At 42.9% G+C, this 17,018-nt stretch carries 14 protein-coding genes; 8 read left to right on the top strand and 6 right to left on the bottom strand.

All coding sequences use genetic code 11. The features are described 5' to 3' along the window. Window positions 1–87 precede the first annotated feature (87 nt). Entirely contained in the window at window positions 88–1,362 is a 1,275-nt protein-coding gene (locus tag V7S75_RS06195) for a DUF349 domain-containing protein (protein WP_459512288.1), read from the top strand. Here V7S75_RS06195 and V7S75_RS06190 read toward each other — a convergent pair. Beyond that, the gene (locus tag V7S75_RS06190; RefSeq protein ID WP_459512286.1) at window positions 1,351–2,721 is read right to left on the bottom strand and encodes a UDP-N-acetylmuramate--L-alanine ligase; all 1,371 of its coding nucleotides are present in this window, start codon (window positions 2,719–2,721) and stop codon (window positions 1,351–1,353) included. The two genes, V7S75_RS06195 and V7S75_RS06190, sit on opposite strands and share 12 nt — an antisense overlap. 103 nt (window positions 2,722–2,824) lie before the next feature. Between V7S75_RS06190 and V7S75_RS06185 the strand changes: the two genes are divergently transcribed. Next, entirely contained in the window at window positions 2,825–4,300 is a 1,476-nt protein-coding gene (locus tag V7S75_RS06185; RefSeq protein ID WP_459512284.1) for a type III PLP-dependent enzyme domain-containing protein, read from the top strand. 11 nt (window positions 4,301–4,311) lie between these two features. Next, a complete protein-coding gene (locus V7S75_RS06180) occupies window positions 4,312–4,434 on the top strand; it encodes a hypothetical protein (RefSeq protein ID WP_377975686.1) in 123 nt (40 codons plus the stop codon). Here the strand turns inward: V7S75_RS06180 and glpK are convergent. Together glpK and V7S75_RS06170 are read right to left on the bottom strand one after the other, a co-directional pair. Then, window positions 4,431–5,924, bottom strand: coding sequence for a glycerol kinase GlpK (gene glpK / locus V7S75_RS06175; RefSeq protein WP_459512281.1), 1,494 nt, complete (start codon window positions 5,922–5,924; stop codon window positions 4,431–4,433). The genes V7S75_RS06180 and glpK overlap by 4 nt on opposite strands. A 7-nt stretch (window positions 5,925–5,931) precedes the next feature. Then, window positions 5,932–6,633 carry an MIP/aquaporin family protein gene (locus tag V7S75_RS06170; RefSeq protein ID WP_459512279.1) on the bottom strand — a complete coding sequence of 234 codons (702 nt, stop codon included), beginning with the start codon at window positions 6,631–6,633 and terminating at the stop codon, window positions 5,932–5,934. A gap of 92 nt (window positions 6,634–6,725) precedes the next feature. Here V7S75_RS06170 and ruvB point away from each other — a divergent pair, with 92 nt between their 5' ends. The 3 genes from ruvB to V7S75_RS06155 are packed head-to-tail and all read left to right on the top strand — an operon-like array spanning window position 6,726 to window position 11,028. Beyond that, window positions 6,726–7,751, top strand: coding sequence for a Holliday junction branch migration DNA helicase RuvB (gene ruvB / locus V7S75_RS06165; RefSeq protein WP_377975739.1), 1,026 nt, complete (start codon window positions 6,726–6,728; stop codon window positions 7,749–7,751). Beyond that, window positions 7,751–8,926 carry an FAD-dependent oxidoreductase gene (locus V7S75_RS06160; RefSeq protein ID WP_459512276.1) on the top strand — a complete coding sequence of 392 codons (1,176 nt, stop codon included), beginning with the start codon at window positions 7,751–7,753 and terminating at the stop codon, window positions 8,924–8,926. The genes ruvB and V7S75_RS06160 overlap by 1 nt, the downstream gene beginning before the upstream one ends. Window positions 8,927–8,928: 2 nt before the next feature. Beyond that, window positions 8,929–11,028, top strand: coding sequence for a prolyl oligopeptidase family serine peptidase (locus tag V7S75_RS06155; protein WP_459512274.1), 2,100 nt, complete (start codon window positions 8,929–8,931; stop codon window positions 11,026–11,028). A 75-nt stretch (window positions 11,029–11,103) separates the two neighbouring features. On the opposite strand, the gene V7S75_RS06150 is transcribed toward V7S75_RS06155, so the two are convergent. Then, window positions 11,104–11,829 carry a T9SS type A sorting domain-containing protein gene (locus V7S75_RS06150; protein ID WP_459512273.1) on the bottom strand — a complete coding sequence of 242 codons (726 nt, stop codon included), beginning with the start codon at window positions 11,827–11,829 and terminating at the stop codon, window positions 11,104–11,106. Window positions 11,830–11,955: 126 nt separating this feature from the next. On the opposite strand from V7S75_RS06150, the gene V7S75_RS06145 reads away from it, so the two are divergent. Together V7S75_RS06145 and V7S75_RS06140 are read left to right on the top strand one after the other, a co-directional pair. Continuing rightward, entirely contained in the window at window positions 11,956–13,728 is a 1,773-nt protein-coding gene (locus V7S75_RS06145; RefSeq protein WP_459512272.1) for a sensor histidine kinase, read from the top strand. Continuing rightward, window positions 13,718–14,413: a response regulator transcription factor gene (locus V7S75_RS06140; RefSeq protein ID WP_459512270.1), complete on the top strand. Its 696-nt coding sequence runs from the start codon at window positions 13,718–13,720 to the stop codon at window positions 14,411–14,413. Before V7S75_RS06145 ends, V7S75_RS06140 begins: the two co-directional genes overlap by 11 nt. Here the strand turns inward: V7S75_RS06140 and serS are convergent. Further along, on the bottom strand, window positions 14,410–15,681 hold the full coding sequence (gene serS, locus V7S75_RS06135) for a serine--tRNA ligase (RefSeq protein WP_459512269.1): 1,272 nt from the start codon (window positions 15,679–15,681) through the stop codon (window positions 14,410–14,412). The genes V7S75_RS06140 and serS overlap by 4 nt on opposite strands. Before the next feature lie 9 nt (window positions 15,682–15,690). Continuing rightward, window positions 15,691–17,010, bottom strand: coding sequence for an aspartate kinase (locus V7S75_RS06130; protein WP_459512267.1), 1,320 nt, complete (start codon window positions 17,008–17,010; stop codon window positions 15,691–15,693). Between the last annotated feature and the right edge of the window lie 8 nt (window positions 17,011–17,018).

The raw sequence follows: 17,018 nt of genomic DNA, 5'->3' as shown, positions 1-17,018 counted from the left end.
ATTGTGTCAGGATTTTATTTGAATAAATCTCAATGTTAAGCCCTTGAGTTAGTGCGCTTGCGCGAAACTCTTTATTTAAAACCTTATATGAACCACCTCGTTAAAAATGAGTACGGATTTTGCCAAGATGGCAAAGTGTACATCAATGCCTATTTAAACTTCCCTCAACGCGAAATTGGATTTGTTCGAAACACTGAACAAGAAGCTTTAGATTACTTTGTTAATCGCTTTGAATTAGCCAAAACCAAAGTAATTCAGTTAGCATCCGAAATTAATGATGTCCAAAATAAAGGATCTTATTTGACCAAAGTCGTACAGATGAAGGCCTATTTGGCTGAATTTGATGGCCTTGGTGATTTTGTTCCGCTCTTTAAGCAGCTGGATTCATTGGAAGTGTTCTTGCGCGATTTGATCCAAAACAATCAAATTAAAAATCTCGAAATCAAACGTGCCCTTATTGAGGATGCGAAAGCCATTGCGGGTCAAGAAGATGTCTTGCAAGCGACGGAAGATTTGATGGAGTTGAAGGCCAAATGGGTGAAGACAGGTCCCGTAGATAAACAGTTTCAAGATAGCTTAACGGAAAGTTTTCAAGCGGTGATGGATGATTTCTTCTTACGTCGTCGTGCGTATTTTGAAGAGAAAAATCGGCAGATTGATGAAAAGATTGCTTTGTTACAAGGCTACATCGATGCTGTGCACCAATTACGTAAAGCGGAAGATTTGGATGACTCAATCATCAAAGTAAAAGAATTGCAAAAAGAATGGAAGAATGTCATCGGTTTGCCACCAAAGAAACAATCCATGTTATGGAAGAATTTCAAGAAGGCGAATGACATGTTCTTTGAAAAATATAACCGGGTTAAAGGAATTGAATACAAACCGCGTGTCGATCCACGCATTCAAGAATTGACCACAATGACTGGGGAGCTTGAGTTGAAGCTGCATGACCAACCGAATATGGCTGCGACTGCTGATTTAGCTAAGGCTTATTTGGTTAAATGGAAAGAAATTACCGCACAAATCAAGTCGATAGACCGTCAAATGGCCGAACGTTTCCGCAATGTTTGCGACAAGATTTTCGAAATGAATTATTTGTTACGCGTTATTTCCTATCGCCATCCAGCTTTGAATGAAAAGCCTCGTATCGAGCAATTGAAAATCATGATTAATCAAATGGATTACATGACCAAAAAAGAGCGTGGCGAATTAGAGGATTTCATTGCCCAAGCCGAACGTGACCGTCAAATGGAAGAGAAGCCTGTCATCAGTAAAATCAATACGCAGAAGCGTAAGATTAGCATGAAGGAATTGCTTTTGACCGGCTTCAAAACAGAACTTGACGCGCTGCTAAACGCTTAATAGTCCCATTTCTTTTCCCAAAACAGGAAGGTCCAAACCATCAAATGTTCCGGATGACATCATCAGGAGGTTCGCATTTGACCAGGTTTGGGCCAAAATTGCCTGTTTCAGTGTTTCCGAATCACGGATGACTTTCAGATTCGGATGTTTGAAATAGGTTTGCACAACGGATTCTTCCATGCGATCCATGCGTTTGATTTCCCGCGCATGTTCACTTAAATACACAATTGCTTCATCCGCCAAATCTAAGGTTCCCGCATATTCCGGTAAAAAGGCTGGATTCAAACTGCTAAACGTATGCAGTTCTAAACAGGCAACGAGTTTTCGGCTAGGAAATTGATTCTTTAACGCTTGCGTTGTCGCTTTTACTTTTGATGGAGCATGTGCAAAATCCTTATATAGCAAACTCGTTTCTGAAGAAGCGACTAATTCTAAACGCTTTGCAGCGCCTTTGAATGTAGCAATAGCTTCATAAAAATCTGTTGGGCTAACTCCAATTTGCTCACAGATTAAGCGCGCACCATTCAAGTTTTTCAGTGTATGTTCCCCAAAAACTTGAATCGGATAGGACTTCCCATCTTCGCCTCTTAGAATGGTTTGGCCATGTTCGATTTTCGCCGGGTGCGCCTCGTATCCCGTTTTTTCGCAATGTTCAGGACAGTCGGCCGTTAAATCATTCAATACCGAATCGGTTTGGTCAAAGAACAAACTTCCTGCTTTGGGTAATCCGGCAATCAAGGTTTTGAATGAGTCTGTGTAGGATTCAAAGGTTGGATAGACATTGATATGATCCCAGGCTATTCCTGAAATCAAACAAATGTGTGGCTGGTATAATAAAAATTTCGCCCGACGGTCAATTGGCGAAGCCAGGTATTCGTCTCCTTCGATGATGATGATGGGTGCATCGGATAGGGAGGCCATGAGTTCAAAGCCTTCGATGCGGGCGCCAACTAAATAGTCAAATTTGCGTCCTAAGGTTTTGAGTACGTGCAATACCATGGAGGTAATGCTCGTTTTGCCGTGACTTCCTGCAATAACGATGCGTTGCTTATTAAGGCTTTGCTTATATAAAAAGGATGGATAGGATTCTACGGGAATACCCAATTCCTGGGCTTTCAGTAATTCTGGATTATCGGGACGCGCGTGCATGCCCACGATAACCGCCTCCAAATCTGTTGTTATTTTTTCTGGGAACCAACCAAATTCCTCAGGTAAGATGCCATGTTGGGCCAATAAACTTTTGGAAGGCTCATAAATCTCATCGTCGGAGCCACTGATTTCGTAGCCTTTTGTTTTCAATGCTAATGCTAAATTGTGCATGGCAGCGCCGCCGATTGCGATAAAATGTATTTTGGGCATAATAACTTAATCTGTAATTCGTTTGCAAAGTACATACTTTTATTGCAGTTTTGCACGTTTTTCCACAAACTCAAGTGCGCTTGGGTACAATTCATCTGACTGAATGAAAAATTACGTCGATCTAATTGATCAAACCATTGAATTCCCTACACGTGAATTCAATATCAATGAGAATAATGAGTTGTTATTTAACAACGTACCCTTGATGGAAATCATCAAACAATATGGTACGCCGTTAAAAGTTTCCTATTTACCTAAGATCTCAGAGCACATCGAAAATGCCAAATTGCTTTTTCGTAATGCGATTAAGAAATACAATTACAAGGGAAATTATACCTATTGCTATTGCACGAAGTCTTCCCATTTTTCTTTCATCTTAGAAGAAGTGTTGAAGCAACATGTACATTTAGAAACGTCTAGCGCGTTTGATATTCCCATTATCCGGGATATGTACAACCAAGGAAAAATCACGAAATCGACCTATATTCTTTGCAATGGCTACAAGCAGCCCTTGTATACGCAATACATTTCGGAATTGATCAACGATGGATTCAATTGCATCCCGGTCTTAGATAATTTAAAAGAAATTGACTTTTACGAGAAGTCGGTTACTGCTGAAAAGGCCAACCTAGCCATTCGCATCGCAACAGATGAGGAGCCTGATTTTGCATTCTATACCTCGCGTTTAGGAGTTCGTTATTCGGATGTTATTTCCTTGTATGAGGAAAAAATCAAGCCAAATTCGAAGTTTAAATTGAAGATGTTACACTTCTTCATCAATACCGGTATTAAAGATTCAGCCTATTATTGGTCGGAGCTAAGCCGCTTCATTTACAAATACTGTGAATTAAAGAAGGTTTGCCCTGAATTGGATTCTATTGATTTGGGGGGTGGTTTACCTATTCAAACGTCGCTTCAGTTCAACTATGATTACCAAGCGATGGTAGATGAAATTGTGGAATCAATCTCATGGATTTGCAATAAAAACAATGTGCCCGTACCGAATATCTTCACGGAATTCGGTTCTTATACCGTAGGGGAGAGTGGCGCGGTTTTGTATGAAATTATTGACCAAAAATTGCAAAATGATAAAGAATTGTGGTACATGATTGATGGTTCTTTCATTACACAATTGCCAGATTCATGGGGCATGAACCAGAAATACATCATGTTGCCGGTCAACAACTGGAGCTCGCCTTATCAAAAGGTAAACTTAGGTGGATTGACCTGTGATTCCATGGATTTTTATAACACGGAAGCGCATAGCTCCGATTTATACTTACCGATTTTCGAAGAGGATCAAGAGCGTCAATACGTAGGTTTTTTCCATACAGGAGCTTATCAAGAGTCACTGGGTGGATATGGTGGAATTCAACATTGTTTGATTCCTGCGCCGAAGCACGTGATCGTGGACCGATTGGAAGATGGGACGATTACTACGCGTTTATTCCAGGAGGAGCAAGCGAGTGGTTCAATGTTACATATTTTAGGTTACAACAATCCTGCGGATAAGACCGTTGCGATCGATGCAAATAATGAAGTATCAAAAGGCAATCCAAAGAAATTAGCTTCTGTTTAACTCAATATATCATGAAAAAAATTATCGCAATGAGTGTTTTGGCAGGTATGATTTTGAGCTCATGCTCTCAACAAGCCAACTGCCCAGCTTATGGTACAACGCGTGCGGATGCTCCTAAGGTAAAAAGAGCTTAGTCCTCCGCCCAGTCGAAACTTTTCGTAACGGCTTTTTTCCATTGCTTCCGAAGCTTATCTCTGCTTTCGGCCGGCATGTTTGGCTTCCAGGTATGGGCAATTGCCCAGTTTTTCCGTAAGTCATCTAAGTTTTCCCAATAGCCCACGGCTAGTCCAGCGGCGTACGCAGCACCTAAGGCTGTTGTCTCGATGATTTTTGGGCAAATAACTTCTTCACCCAAAATATCTGATTGAAATTGCATCAGTAATTGGTTGACAACCATACCCCCATCTACGCGCAAGGAACTAATTGCGATTCCCGCATCTTTTTCCATGGCTTCTAATACTTCCCAGGTTTGGAAAGCTGTTGCCTCCAAGGCCGCGCGTGCAATGTGCGATTTATTGATGTAACGTGTTAATCCTACAAGTACCCCGCGCGCATCTGATTTCCAATAGGGCGCGTAAAGACCCGAAAATGCTGGGACAAAATAGCATCCGCCATTATCATCTACAAGTTTCGCGAGTTTTTCGATATCGGGACTGTTTTTGATGATTCCCAAATTATCACGCAGCCATTGAACGAGTGCTCCCGTAATCGCAACGGATCCTTCAAGCGCATAGTGTACAGGTTCATTTCCTAATTGATAGGCTACTGTTGTTAATAAACCATGTTGGGACGGTACCGGCTTTAAACCCGTATTCATTAATAAGAAGCATCCTGTGCCATAGGTATTCTTCCCCTGACCTGGATTAAAGCAGGTTTGACCCACCAAAGCAGCTTGTTGGTCCCCCAAAATCCCCGCCAACGGCACACCTCCTAAGACCCCTTTCGCATGGCCATAAACCATGGAACTCGATTTGATTTCAGGAAGCATCTTTTTGGGGATATTCAGGACTTCAAGGATCTCATCGTCCCATTGGCAAGTTGCTAAGTCCATTAATTGGGTTCTGCTGGCATTGGTCACATCCGTGATGTGAATTCCCCCTGCTGTTCCCCCAGTTAGGTGCCATGCGATAAAAGTATCCATGTTGCCAAAAAGAGCATCGCCTTTTTCAGCATCTGCTCGGAGGCCTTCGATGTTATTAAGTAACCAGCGTAATTTTAAGCCACTAAAATACGTGGCCAAAGGCAAACCTGTTTTCGCTCGAAAACGATCCATGCCACCATCTTTGGCAAGTTCAGCTAATTCATTCCCGACACGTGTATCCTGCCAAACCAAGGCATTGTAATAGGCTTTTCCTGTGTGTTTGTTCCAGGCAACGGTTGTTTCCCGTTGGTTGGTAATTCCCACCGCAGCAATATCTTTCGCTGAAAGGTTGGCCTTCCCTAAGGCTAAACCAATCACTTCTTGTGTATTTTTCCAGATTTCGGCGGGATCATGTTCGACCCAACCGGCTTGCGGATAAATTTGTTTATGCTCTTTTTGGCCTACGGAAATAATTTCACCGCCTTTGTTGAAAATAATGAAACGCGAACTGGTGGTTCCTTGGTCAATCGATCCGATGTACATGTTCGTATTAATTTAATGTCAACAAATATGCGCCTAAAACAGCACCAGCAGCTGGCCCCAAGACTGGAATCCAGGCATATCCCCAATCGGAATTTCCTTTGTTTGGAATCGGTAAGATGGCATGCATGATGCGAGGACCTAAATCACGCGCAGGATTAATGGCATATCCAGTGGTGCCTCCTAAGGCTAGACCTACGACCCAAACTAAAATGCCAACCATAAATGGTCCTAATCCTGTTTCAATCGTACTAAAAGTTCCTAATGCTAAGACTGCAACGGCAGAGGCAAAGGCTTCAGAAATAAAGTTGAATGGCGTATTGCGGATGGCAGGGTCCGTGGAGAAAGTGGCTTTAATTGCTCCGGCATCTTCTGTGATATCATAATGAGGTTTGTAATGAATCCAAACGAGTAATTGGCCTAGCATGGCTCCCAATAATTGGGCCCCAATAAACGTAGGGAATAGACTCCAATCGCCTGATTTAACACAACCAGCTATCGTAACAATCGGATTTAAATGAGCTCCTGAACTTCCGAAATAGGTGGAAACGAAGATCGCAACCGTTACGGCAAATGCCCAGGCTGCTGCGATGGCTAATAATCCGGTTCCGTTTCCTTTGGTATTTTTTAAGAGGACATTGGCAACGACGCCATTTCCGAGGTATAAAAGGGTAGCTGTTCCGGCTAACTCGCCGATAAAAATAGAGCTCATAGGTTTAGATATTCTTGTTGGTTTATCAAAACTATAAAATCTTCGCAATAAAAAAATTATCTTTGAGTTCAATTTTGAATCAACAGAGTCCTATGCGGGAAGATTATTTAACAGGGGATGCGGAAGCATTGAATCCACAGGAACGTGAGATCGATAAAGCCTTACGTCCGTTGAGTTTTTTCGATTTTACCGGTCAAGGAAAAATCGTTGATAATCTCAAAATTTTCGTAGGGGCTGCTAAAGCCCGCGAGGAAGCCTTGGATCATGTCTTGTTGCACGGCCCTCCTGGTTTAGGCAAGACAACCCTTTCGCATATTATTGCCAATGAGTTAGGCTCTACCTTGAAAATTACTTCAGGTCCTGTCTTGGATAAACCCTCTGATTTAGCCGGTTTATTGACGAATTTGCAACCTTTTGATGTGTTATTTATTGATGAAATTCATCGCTTGAATCCGATTGTGGAAGAGTATTTGTACTCGGCCATGGAGGATTATAAGATTGATATTATGTTGGATTCCGGCCCGAATGCCCGGAGCATCCAGATTAGTTTGAATCCTTTTACTTTAATCGGTGCCACCACGCGTGCGGGTCTGTTGACTTCGCCATTACGTGCCCGTTTCGGGATTAATGCACGTTTAGAATATTACGATGCCAAATTATTAACGGGTATCGTCAAGCGTTCCGCACAAATTTTAAAGATGCCGATCGAAGAGTCGGGGGCATTTGAAATTGCGCGCCGGAGTCGAGGAACTCCACGTATTGCGAATAATTTATTGCGTCGCACCCGTGATTTTGCCCAAGTAAAAGGCAATGGAGAGATTGATGTGCGCATCGCACAAATCGCTTTGGATGCCTTGGATGTAGATCAAAATGGCTTGGATGAAATGGATAATCGTATTTTGATGACGATTATCGAGAAGTTCAAAGGTGGGCCTGTGGGACTAACAACCATTGCTACGGCTTGCGGTGAGGAAGCCGAAACGATCGAGGAAGTATATGAGCCCTTTTTGATTCAAGAAGGATTTCTGAAACGGACCTCACGCGGAAGAGAAGCAACCGAAAAAGCCTATCGTCACGTGGGTATTGAACCCAAAGCTCAAACCGGATCTTTATTTTAATGCGCTATATTATCTGTTTTTTATTGTTGGCCTCCACCTGTTTTGGCCAAAAGGTGCAATCTTTTGATGTCATCGTCTATGGCGCTACACCAGCTGGTGTGATGGCAGCTTATGCGGCAAAAGCGGCCGGGAAAAAGACTTTGCTGATTGATGCTTCGACAACGTTACCCTATGCCCAACAAGGCTTTGGGATGAAATTTGAATTGAATCCTGCCCAAATTCATGGATTACCTCGGGATTTTTTTCGTAAGGTAGGAGGGAAGCTAGGGAAATTTCAAGCCTTTGAATTTGACTCCTCCACGGGATATGAGGTTTTGCAGTCTTATTTAGATGACGCTAAAATCGTTGTTTGGCCAGGACATCAGGTGATCGCAAGTTTGGTGGAAGGAAATGAGGTTAAGCAATTGAGTTTGCAAGCTGAGGAAGGAGTGAAGTTAGTGAAGGCTAAATCCTATATTGATTGTTCTTATAACGGAGATATGTTGTTGAAAACCGGTTATCAAGCCACCAAAGAATTGGAAGAAGATGGTATGGGCGGTTCTACTTCACGTTTGATCTATGCGGAACCTACCTGGACAAATATGCAAGCGCCTGTTTTGATTGCCGGGAAAGGGGTCGACGTAATCAACATGCAATTAGGGCAGTCGGCGGCCATCAAAGCCGTGGAGTCCATTTTGCGCGATATTCCTGTCGCTAAAATTTCTTCCGAAGAAGTGGAGCGTTACTATAAATACAATCCCTGGATGGATGGTTCTCGTCCTGAATTAATCGTCGATGATGCGGAGGCGGCGAACATGGAGATTATAGGTCATTGGAATAAAATCAAAAATCAGCCAGGTACGTTTGGCGGAACATATTTGCAAACAAATCCTTTGGATGATTTGGGGTCTCGCATACGATTTACCTCTAAAACACCGTTGAAAGGTGATTACCAACTTTACTATTACATTCCTGCCGTAAGAGGAGGAACTACCGTGATTAATTTAGAGGTGTATGTTGCCAAAGTTCGCCATGTGGCAAGTGTACATATAGCGCCTGATACAACGGAAACATGGGTTCCAGTAGGGACTTATCATTTTGAAGATAACACAACGGGGGACGTATTGGTTTCTCAACGCGGGGCCAATGGCCTTCTGGTTGCAGATGCCGTATTATGGTTACCCAAAAATAAATAAGTATGAAAAAGTATTTGATTTTACTCATGGGAATGCTCGTAAATTCGGCCGCATGGTCACAATTGGTTTATCCGAAAACCCGCCAGGTGGAACATACGGATGTTTATCATGGTGTCACCGTGGCGGATCCTTACCGCTGGCTGGAGGATGATAACAGTGCCGAAACTAAGGAATGGGTGAAGGCTCAGAACAAAGTGAGTTTTGGCTACCTAGAAACCTTACCCTTACGCGAAACTTTCAAGAAACGGATCGAGCAATTAAGTGATTACGAGAAAATTTCTGCACCGTTCAAACGAGGCGATTGGTTTTATTTTTACAAGAACTCGGGCTTGCAAAATCAATCGGTCTTGTATCGCCAAAAAGGATTAACAGGTACTCCGGAGGAAGTTTTGGATCCCAACAAATTATCCACGGATGCTACGACGCGCTTGACTGTTTTCAGCCTGAGCAAAAATGGCCGCTATGCTTGCATCGGCTTGAGTAAAGGCGGGAGCGATTGGCAGGTTTTTGGCGTAAGGGATATGGAAACGGGTCAAGATTTGCCGGATCAATTGAATTGGGTAAAGGTTAGTGGCGTTGCCTGGAAAGGGGATGGTTTTTATTATTCGCGCTATCCAGCACCCGCTGAAGGCAAGGAACTAAGTACGAAAAATGAAAACCACCAAGTTTGGTTTCATCAAGTAGCCACTTCGCAAAGTCAAGACCGCTTGGTCTACGAAGACAAGAAAAACCCACAGCGCTTTCATACAATGAGTACATCGGATGATGAAACCTTAGCCTATTTGACGATTAGCGATCGGGGTAAAGGCTTGGATGGCAATGCATTATGGTTTATTCGTACGGATGTGGTTGGCGATGTCTTCCGACCAATCGTCCGCGAACCGGGTGCCTTTCATTATTCGGTCGTGGACAATGAAGGTGATCGTATTATTTTAGAAACAAACGATGGCGCTCCGAATGGGAAATTGATGGAGTTGACTTTGGCAAAGCCGGAAAAGTCGAATTGGAAACCCTTGGTACCTGAACGTGCGGAGCCATTGCAGGCTGTTGCAAGTGCGGGTCACCGATTGTATTTGACGTATTTGAAAGATGTTACTTCCCGTACGTTGATTTACAATTATAACGGCGTTGGCATCGGGTCCGTGAAATTGCCTGGTTTAGGGAATGTGAGTGGTTTTCACGGGGAGAAGGAGGACAAGTTTAGCTTTTTTACTTATTCGTCGTTCAACTTCCCGCCAACGGTTTACAAATATGAAATTGCTCAAAACACGAGTAAAATATTTCAAAAGCCTCATTTGGCCTTTAAGCCCGAAGATTTCCAAGTGATTCAAAAGTTCTATATGAGCAAAGATGGGACACGTGTTCCGATGTTCATTGTGAGCAAAAAAGGATTGGTATTGAATGGGAAAAATCCAACTATTTTACACGGATATGGTGGATTTAATATTAGTTCGACACCAAGTTTCACAGCAAGCTTAATGGCCTGGTTGGAAAAAGGCGGAGTCTATGTATTGGCAAATTTACGCGGCGGAAGTGAGTATGGAGAGAAATGGCATCAGGCAGGCATGAAGCTCAACAAGCAAAATGTCTTTGATGATTTTATTTATGCAGCGAAGTATTTAATCAAACAAAAATATACTAATGCGTCGTATTTAGCCGCTTCGGGTCGGTCAAATGGAGGATTGCTGGTGGGGGCGGTTATCAACCAACATCCTGAATTATTCGGCGTGGCATTGCCAGGCGTAGGGGTAATGGATATGTTGCGCTTCCAAAAATTCACGATCGGTTGGAACTGGATCGCCGATTACGGCTCGAGTGATAATGCGGAAGAATTTAAGGTGTTGTATAGCTATTCTCCATTACACAACATTGAAGCAAAAGCCTATCCTGCGACTTTGATTACCACAGCGGATCACGATGATCGGGTGGTTCCTGCGCACTCATTTAAGTATGCGGCAACTTTGCAAGCGAAGAATACAAGTAAGAATCCGGTGATTATTCGGATTGATATGAACAGTGGACATGGGTCGAGTAATACGGCGAAGTTGATTGAATTGACTGCGGATATGTACGCCTTTGCTTGGGCGAATATGGGTAAATAAAAAACCCCGAACGTACGTTCAGGGTTTTATCTTAGGCGGAAATTAAAACCCCAGGCTTTAGCCTGGGGAAATGAACTAATCAACCTTAACTCGTCTTACAGCTCCGTCGGTGCCTTGGCTAACACGGATGAAATAGACACCTGCACCTGCTTTTTTGATATCGATTTGTCCCAAGTAATCACCTTGGAAATCTTTGATTTGCTCATTGGCTAATTCTTTGCCGTTGACATCAAGGATTGAAATCGACACATTTCCTTTTTCAGGGGCGTTAAACTTTACGCTAATTTTTCCATTGAACGGTTTGTTGGGCGTTGCTTTTAAGCCATGAATGGTTTTGGATCCTTCACCTAGAACGTCTTTATGGATTTTACGGAAGGCTTTCATGCGATCACCTGGGCCATCAAATTCAAACTTGAATTCACGAGGACCTTGGATATCTTCTGAAATGATATTGCCATCTTTATCGCCTTTTCGAATAATCATGACACGTTTTTCTTGACCAGGAGTGGGGGAACCGGCATGGCGTTCCATGACAACATCGCCGCCTTTTAGTTCTTTTTTATTCACATCCATGCGAATGATTTTCTTTACATCTCCAGAGATTTTCACTTCTAAATCAAGCGAGTCCGAAAGCTTTTTGATTTCACCTTCCGCTTTGCTGATGTCGGAAAAGTGACGCTCGATAACTTTTTGCTTACCGTTGTCATCAACAACAATTTTGATCGTTGCTTCTTGTTTTTCTTGAGCCCAAGCTGTTGTACTCGCGAAGGCCAAAACGGCCGTTAGGATTAAATATTTCATACGTTATTTTTTTAATGCGGAGCAAACTTACGAAATGCCTTTGAATCTTGTTTGTTAAGAAGTGTTAAGAGCTCTTTTATCCTCCCTGCATTTTGATAAATTTGTGCTTTCGATTTTTATAATAAAATGACTCAAAAGAAAATACGCTTGATTATTGGCTTGATGACCCTCGCATTGCTGGGGCTCATTGCTTTTCAGGCATATTGGCTTGGGTTCATGCTCGAAACCAAAAAGGAACAGTTCGCATCCGACGTACAAGATGGCTTGGCACAGGTGGTTCGGAAACTCGAGAAACAGGAGCTGGTGATGCTCGCCCAAAGGCAGCAATCGTATGAAAGTCAACAACAAAAGCTCAAGGCTTTGTCAAAAAAACTTGCGGTAAAACCGCAAAAGAAACCTAAATCGAAGGACTTCGAAATGACGGTGGACGTTCGTTCCGCGGATAATTTTATTAGTTCCGAAGGTGGGACTCATAATCAGCGAGGTGCGATTCATAATGAAGTTCGATCCGACATCATGTATGTTCGAAAATCATTTTTGCTTCCCAATGGACAGATTGCCGAAATTACGGAGGAGTATCAAGTTGATGTGGATCCGGAACAAGATATCCAACGGCGCTTGCAAGAAGACCAGCAAATTGCTGATTTGTTATCTCCCCGAGTTCAAAAACGCCAGCGGGCAATTCGGCATCGCCAGTTTATCAAAAGGGATACTAAAATGCATGTTAAAAAGGACGAAATCCCTTTGAAACCATCTGCAGCTGATGTTGCTCCCAAAGATGATGAAAAAGTGATCCAAAAAACAGCTTTAGCGAAAGAAGTATTTTCTGATTATTTGTTCAAAGAGCGCCCAATTCCGCAACGCGTTGAACCGCATTACATCGATAGTATGTTGCGAAAGGAATTAGCCGCGAAACATATTCAATTGAATTATGCCTTTGGGATTGCTCCACAAGCGCCCAAACAAGCGAAAGATTGGATTTTTGCTTCTAATACAAGCATCAAAAAACATACGCCACAATTCATGGCGGCACTTTTTCCGAATGACTTGCATGCCTCGGGTCAATTCTTGCATGTGTACTTCCCTGACTCGATGGGCTTCATTTGGCAAACGATGGGGGTAAATTTATTAGGCTCCGCAATCTTGCTTTTTATCATGGTCGGCTGTTTTTACATTGCCATGATGACCATTCTCAAGCAAAAGAAATTGGCCGAAATAAAAAATGATTTCATCAATAACATGACGCATGAATTCAAGACCCCTATTTCAACAATTTCTCTTGCTACCCAACTAATTCAGGAAGATGCTAGTGTGCATGACAATGGAAGTATCCAACGCTATTTGGGGATTATTAAGGATGAGAATGTGCGCTTAGGCCAACAAGTTGAGCGAGTTTTGCAAACAGCTCAAATGGAACGGGAAGAAATTGTGTTGAAGAAGAAACAGATTAATATGCATGAGCTGATTCAGCAGGTTATTGAGATGAACCAACCGATGTTGATGGCCAAAAATGGGGTGATTCATACGGTATTTTCAGACCTACCGGCAGAATTATTGATTGATGAAGTTCACATGAGTAATGTGATAAACAATCTGATTGACAATGCAGTTAAATACAGCGCTGAAGCTCCTGAGATTACGATTGAAACGAAAGTCATTGATTCGACATTTACGATCTTAGTTACTGACAAGGGAATCGGGATGCAAAAAGATGTGTTAACCCAGGTGTTTGAGCCCTTTTACCGGGTTCCTACGGGCAATGTGCACAATGTCAAAGGCTTTGGCTTGGGATTGAGTTATGTGAAGAAAATTGTTGAAGCACATGGAGGGAATGTCCAAGTGAAAAGTCAATTAGGAAAAGGAAGTACATTTGAAATTACGATACCTTATGGCAATTAATCCACAAATTTTATTGGCAGAAGATGACCCTAATTTGGGGCTATTGTTGAGCGAATTTTTAAAGAAAAAGGGCTATGAAGTAGTTTGGGCGCAAGATGGAGATCAGGCCTTGGACTTTTTCGTTAAGGGGACTTTTGATCTCTGCGTTTTTGATGTCATGATGCCCAAGAAAGACGGATTCTCTTTGGCCAAAGATATTCGCGCGACTCATTTAGATGTGCCCATTATTTTTTTGACGGCCAAATCCATGGAAGAAGATACCTTGCAAGGTTTTAAAGTGGGTGCGGATGATTACCTAACCAAACCATTTTCTATGGACGTACTCGTTGCGCGCATGGAAGCCATTCTGCGTCGGGCCCATTCGGATAAATCTTTACCGGCTTTGGCAGATGAAATTCAATTAGGCGATTTTACATACTATCCAGCGAAAATGCGCCTGGTTTTTCAAGGGAACGAACAAAAGTTTACCCCAAAGGAAAACGAGCTCATGAAGTTATTGTGTGAGAACTTAGGCCGACCGGTAAGTAGGTCCTATGCACTGAAATTGATTTGGGGAGATGATACCTATTTCAATGCGCGCAGCATGGATGTATACATGACGAAGCTACGCAAGTTGTTAAAAGAAGACCCTCGCGTACAATTATTGAATTTGCACGGCGAGGGTTTCCGATTGAGTGTGGACTAGTTGATGTGCGTATAGCCCGTATATGGAACCAAAACAGCTGGAATCTTAATGCCATCCGGCCCTTGGTTGTTTTCCAAAATTGCAGCCACGATACGAGGCAATGCTAATGCCGAACCGTTCAAGGTGTGGCATAGAATGGATTTTCCCTCGATCTTCGTACGCAATTTCAAGCGATTTGCTTGGTACGTTTCAAAGTTGGAAACCGAACTCACTTCCAGCCAGCGTCCTTGTGCCGCCGACCATACTTCCATGTCGTAGGTCAACGCAGATGTAAAGCCCATATCACCACCACATAGTCTTAATACACGGTAAGGCAATTCTAATTTTTGTAGAATGCTTTGCACATGCAAGGACATTTCTTCTAAGGCAGCGTATGAATTTTCCGGTTTTTGAATCTGTACAATTTCGATTTTGTCGAATTGATGTAAGCGATTCAAGCCACGTACGTGGGCTCCCCATGAACCCGCTTCCCGACGGAAACACGGCGTATGGCCTACGTTTTTGATGGGCAATTCTTTCTCGTTGACAATCACGTCACGGTATAAGTTGGTAATAGGTACCTCGGCCGTTGGGATTAAATACAATCCTTCCGCTTGGGTTACATACATTTGACCTTCTTTGTCAGGCAATTGGCCAGTACCAAATCCCGAATCTTCATTGATCAAGATAGGAGGTTGGATCTCATAATAGCCAGCCTTGATTGCTTCATCCAAGAAGAAGTTGATCAATGCACGCTGCAAACGAGCTCCTTTCCCTTTATATACCGGAAATCCTGCACCCGTAATTTTGTTGCCTAAATCAAAGTCGATGATGTCATAATCTTTGATCAAATCCCAGTGGGGTTTGGCTCCTTCGTTTAAGGTAGGGATAGTCCCCCAGTTTAAAACGACTTCATTATCTTCTGCAACTTTTCCTTCCGGAACAGAACTGTGTGGAAGGTTCGGAAGCGTAACGAGTAAGTCGGTTAATTCTTTCTCTGCGACACGCGCCGCTTCTTCCATGACTTTGATATCACCTTTTAGCGCGGCAGTTTCTGCACGCTTGCCTTCGGCTAACTCCTTTTGTCCAGATTGCATCAGCGCCCCAATTTCCTTGGCAGCGGCATTGGATTTTTCCAAAGCTTGCTCTGCTTGTTGGAGTAAAGACTTCCGTTTGTCATCCATAGCGATGAGTTGGCCTACGATATCAGCAGCATTTGCTACGTGTTTTTTCGTTAAACCGGCAATCGTAAGTTCCGTGTTTGTCCGGATAAATGGAATCGTTAACATGGTGTTTGTTTAAAAAAGTCCTTCGTTTAATGCGTTTAATGCATCATTTTTATGTTTGGCATCGACCAAAAGTGAGATGTTATGCTCAGAAGCTCCGTAAGAGATCATGCGGATTGGGATGTTTTTGATGGCATCCAAAACCTTGATCGCAATGCCTTCTTTGTCAGCCCAGAAATTACCCACGATGCAGATAATTACTTGGTCTTTATCCGGATCTTCTAACTCGGCAAATTCACGCAATTCACGCATGATGGCATCCAAATTCGCGGTTTGATCAATCGTTACCGAAACTGAAACTTCGGATGTTGTGATCATGTCCACGGGTGTTTTGTATTTTTCGAAAATCTCAAACACACGCTTCAAGAATCCATAGGCATTCAACATCCGAGTCGAGTGAATGTAAATAGCCGTGATATTGTCTTTGGCAGCGATGGCTTTGATTTCCACATCTGTCGATTTTTCCGAAATCAAGGTACCAAAGGCGCTTGGTTCCATCGTGTTTTTCAAACGTACAGGAACACCTTTGATTTTGGCTGGAGTTATGGTGCTTGGGTGCAAAATCTTTGCGCCAAAGTAGGCCAATTCCGCTGCCTCAGCGAAAGATAATTCACGAATCGGGAAGGTGTTTTTCACGATGCGCGGGTCATTGTTGTGCATCCCGTCGATGTCCGTCCAGATTTGAATTTCTTCGGCTTGAATGGCACCACCAATTAACGAAGCGGTGTAATCGGAACCTCCACGTTTCAGGTTATCAACTTCGCCCGCTGGATTGCGGCAAATGAAACCTTGTGTGATGAAGATTTGCTTGTCTTTTACTGGGGCTAAGGTTGCCGCTAATTTCGTTTCGATTTCAGCCATGATTGGCTCATTGTCCTCATCGATCACCATAAAATCCAAAGCAGGTAATAATGTTGAATTTACCCCTTCTTCTTGCAAATAGGCTTCGAAAATTTGCGTCGATAACAATTCGCCCAAAGCGACCATTTCCTTCGCTTGTTTGACGGTATAAGGTACCGTAGCGATCAGGCTGTCGATGAACGTAAATTCCTTCGTAACGATTGCTTGACCTTTCGCAAGACCCGCAGGCGTTTGGTAAAGCTCGGTTAAAAAGGCATCGTAATGCGCACGTAAATCAGACGCTTTGGTTTTCGCCTCCGTTTGATTTTGTGCGATTAATGATTCTGAAATGGATAACAATGCGTTCGTGCTACCTGATAATGCAGATAAAACAACAATTTTAGGTTTTCCGTCTTCTGTGATAAGTTGACGAATCGATTGCATTCTTTCTGGCTTTCCTACGGATGTGCCGCCAAATTTCCAAACTTGCATAATAGTAT

The organism is Aquirufa sp. TARAVU-A1A (genome assembly GCF_054558675.1).
Note: the sequence above shows the minus strand (reverse complement) of the source record. Positions and strands in the feature narration are given on the sequence as shown.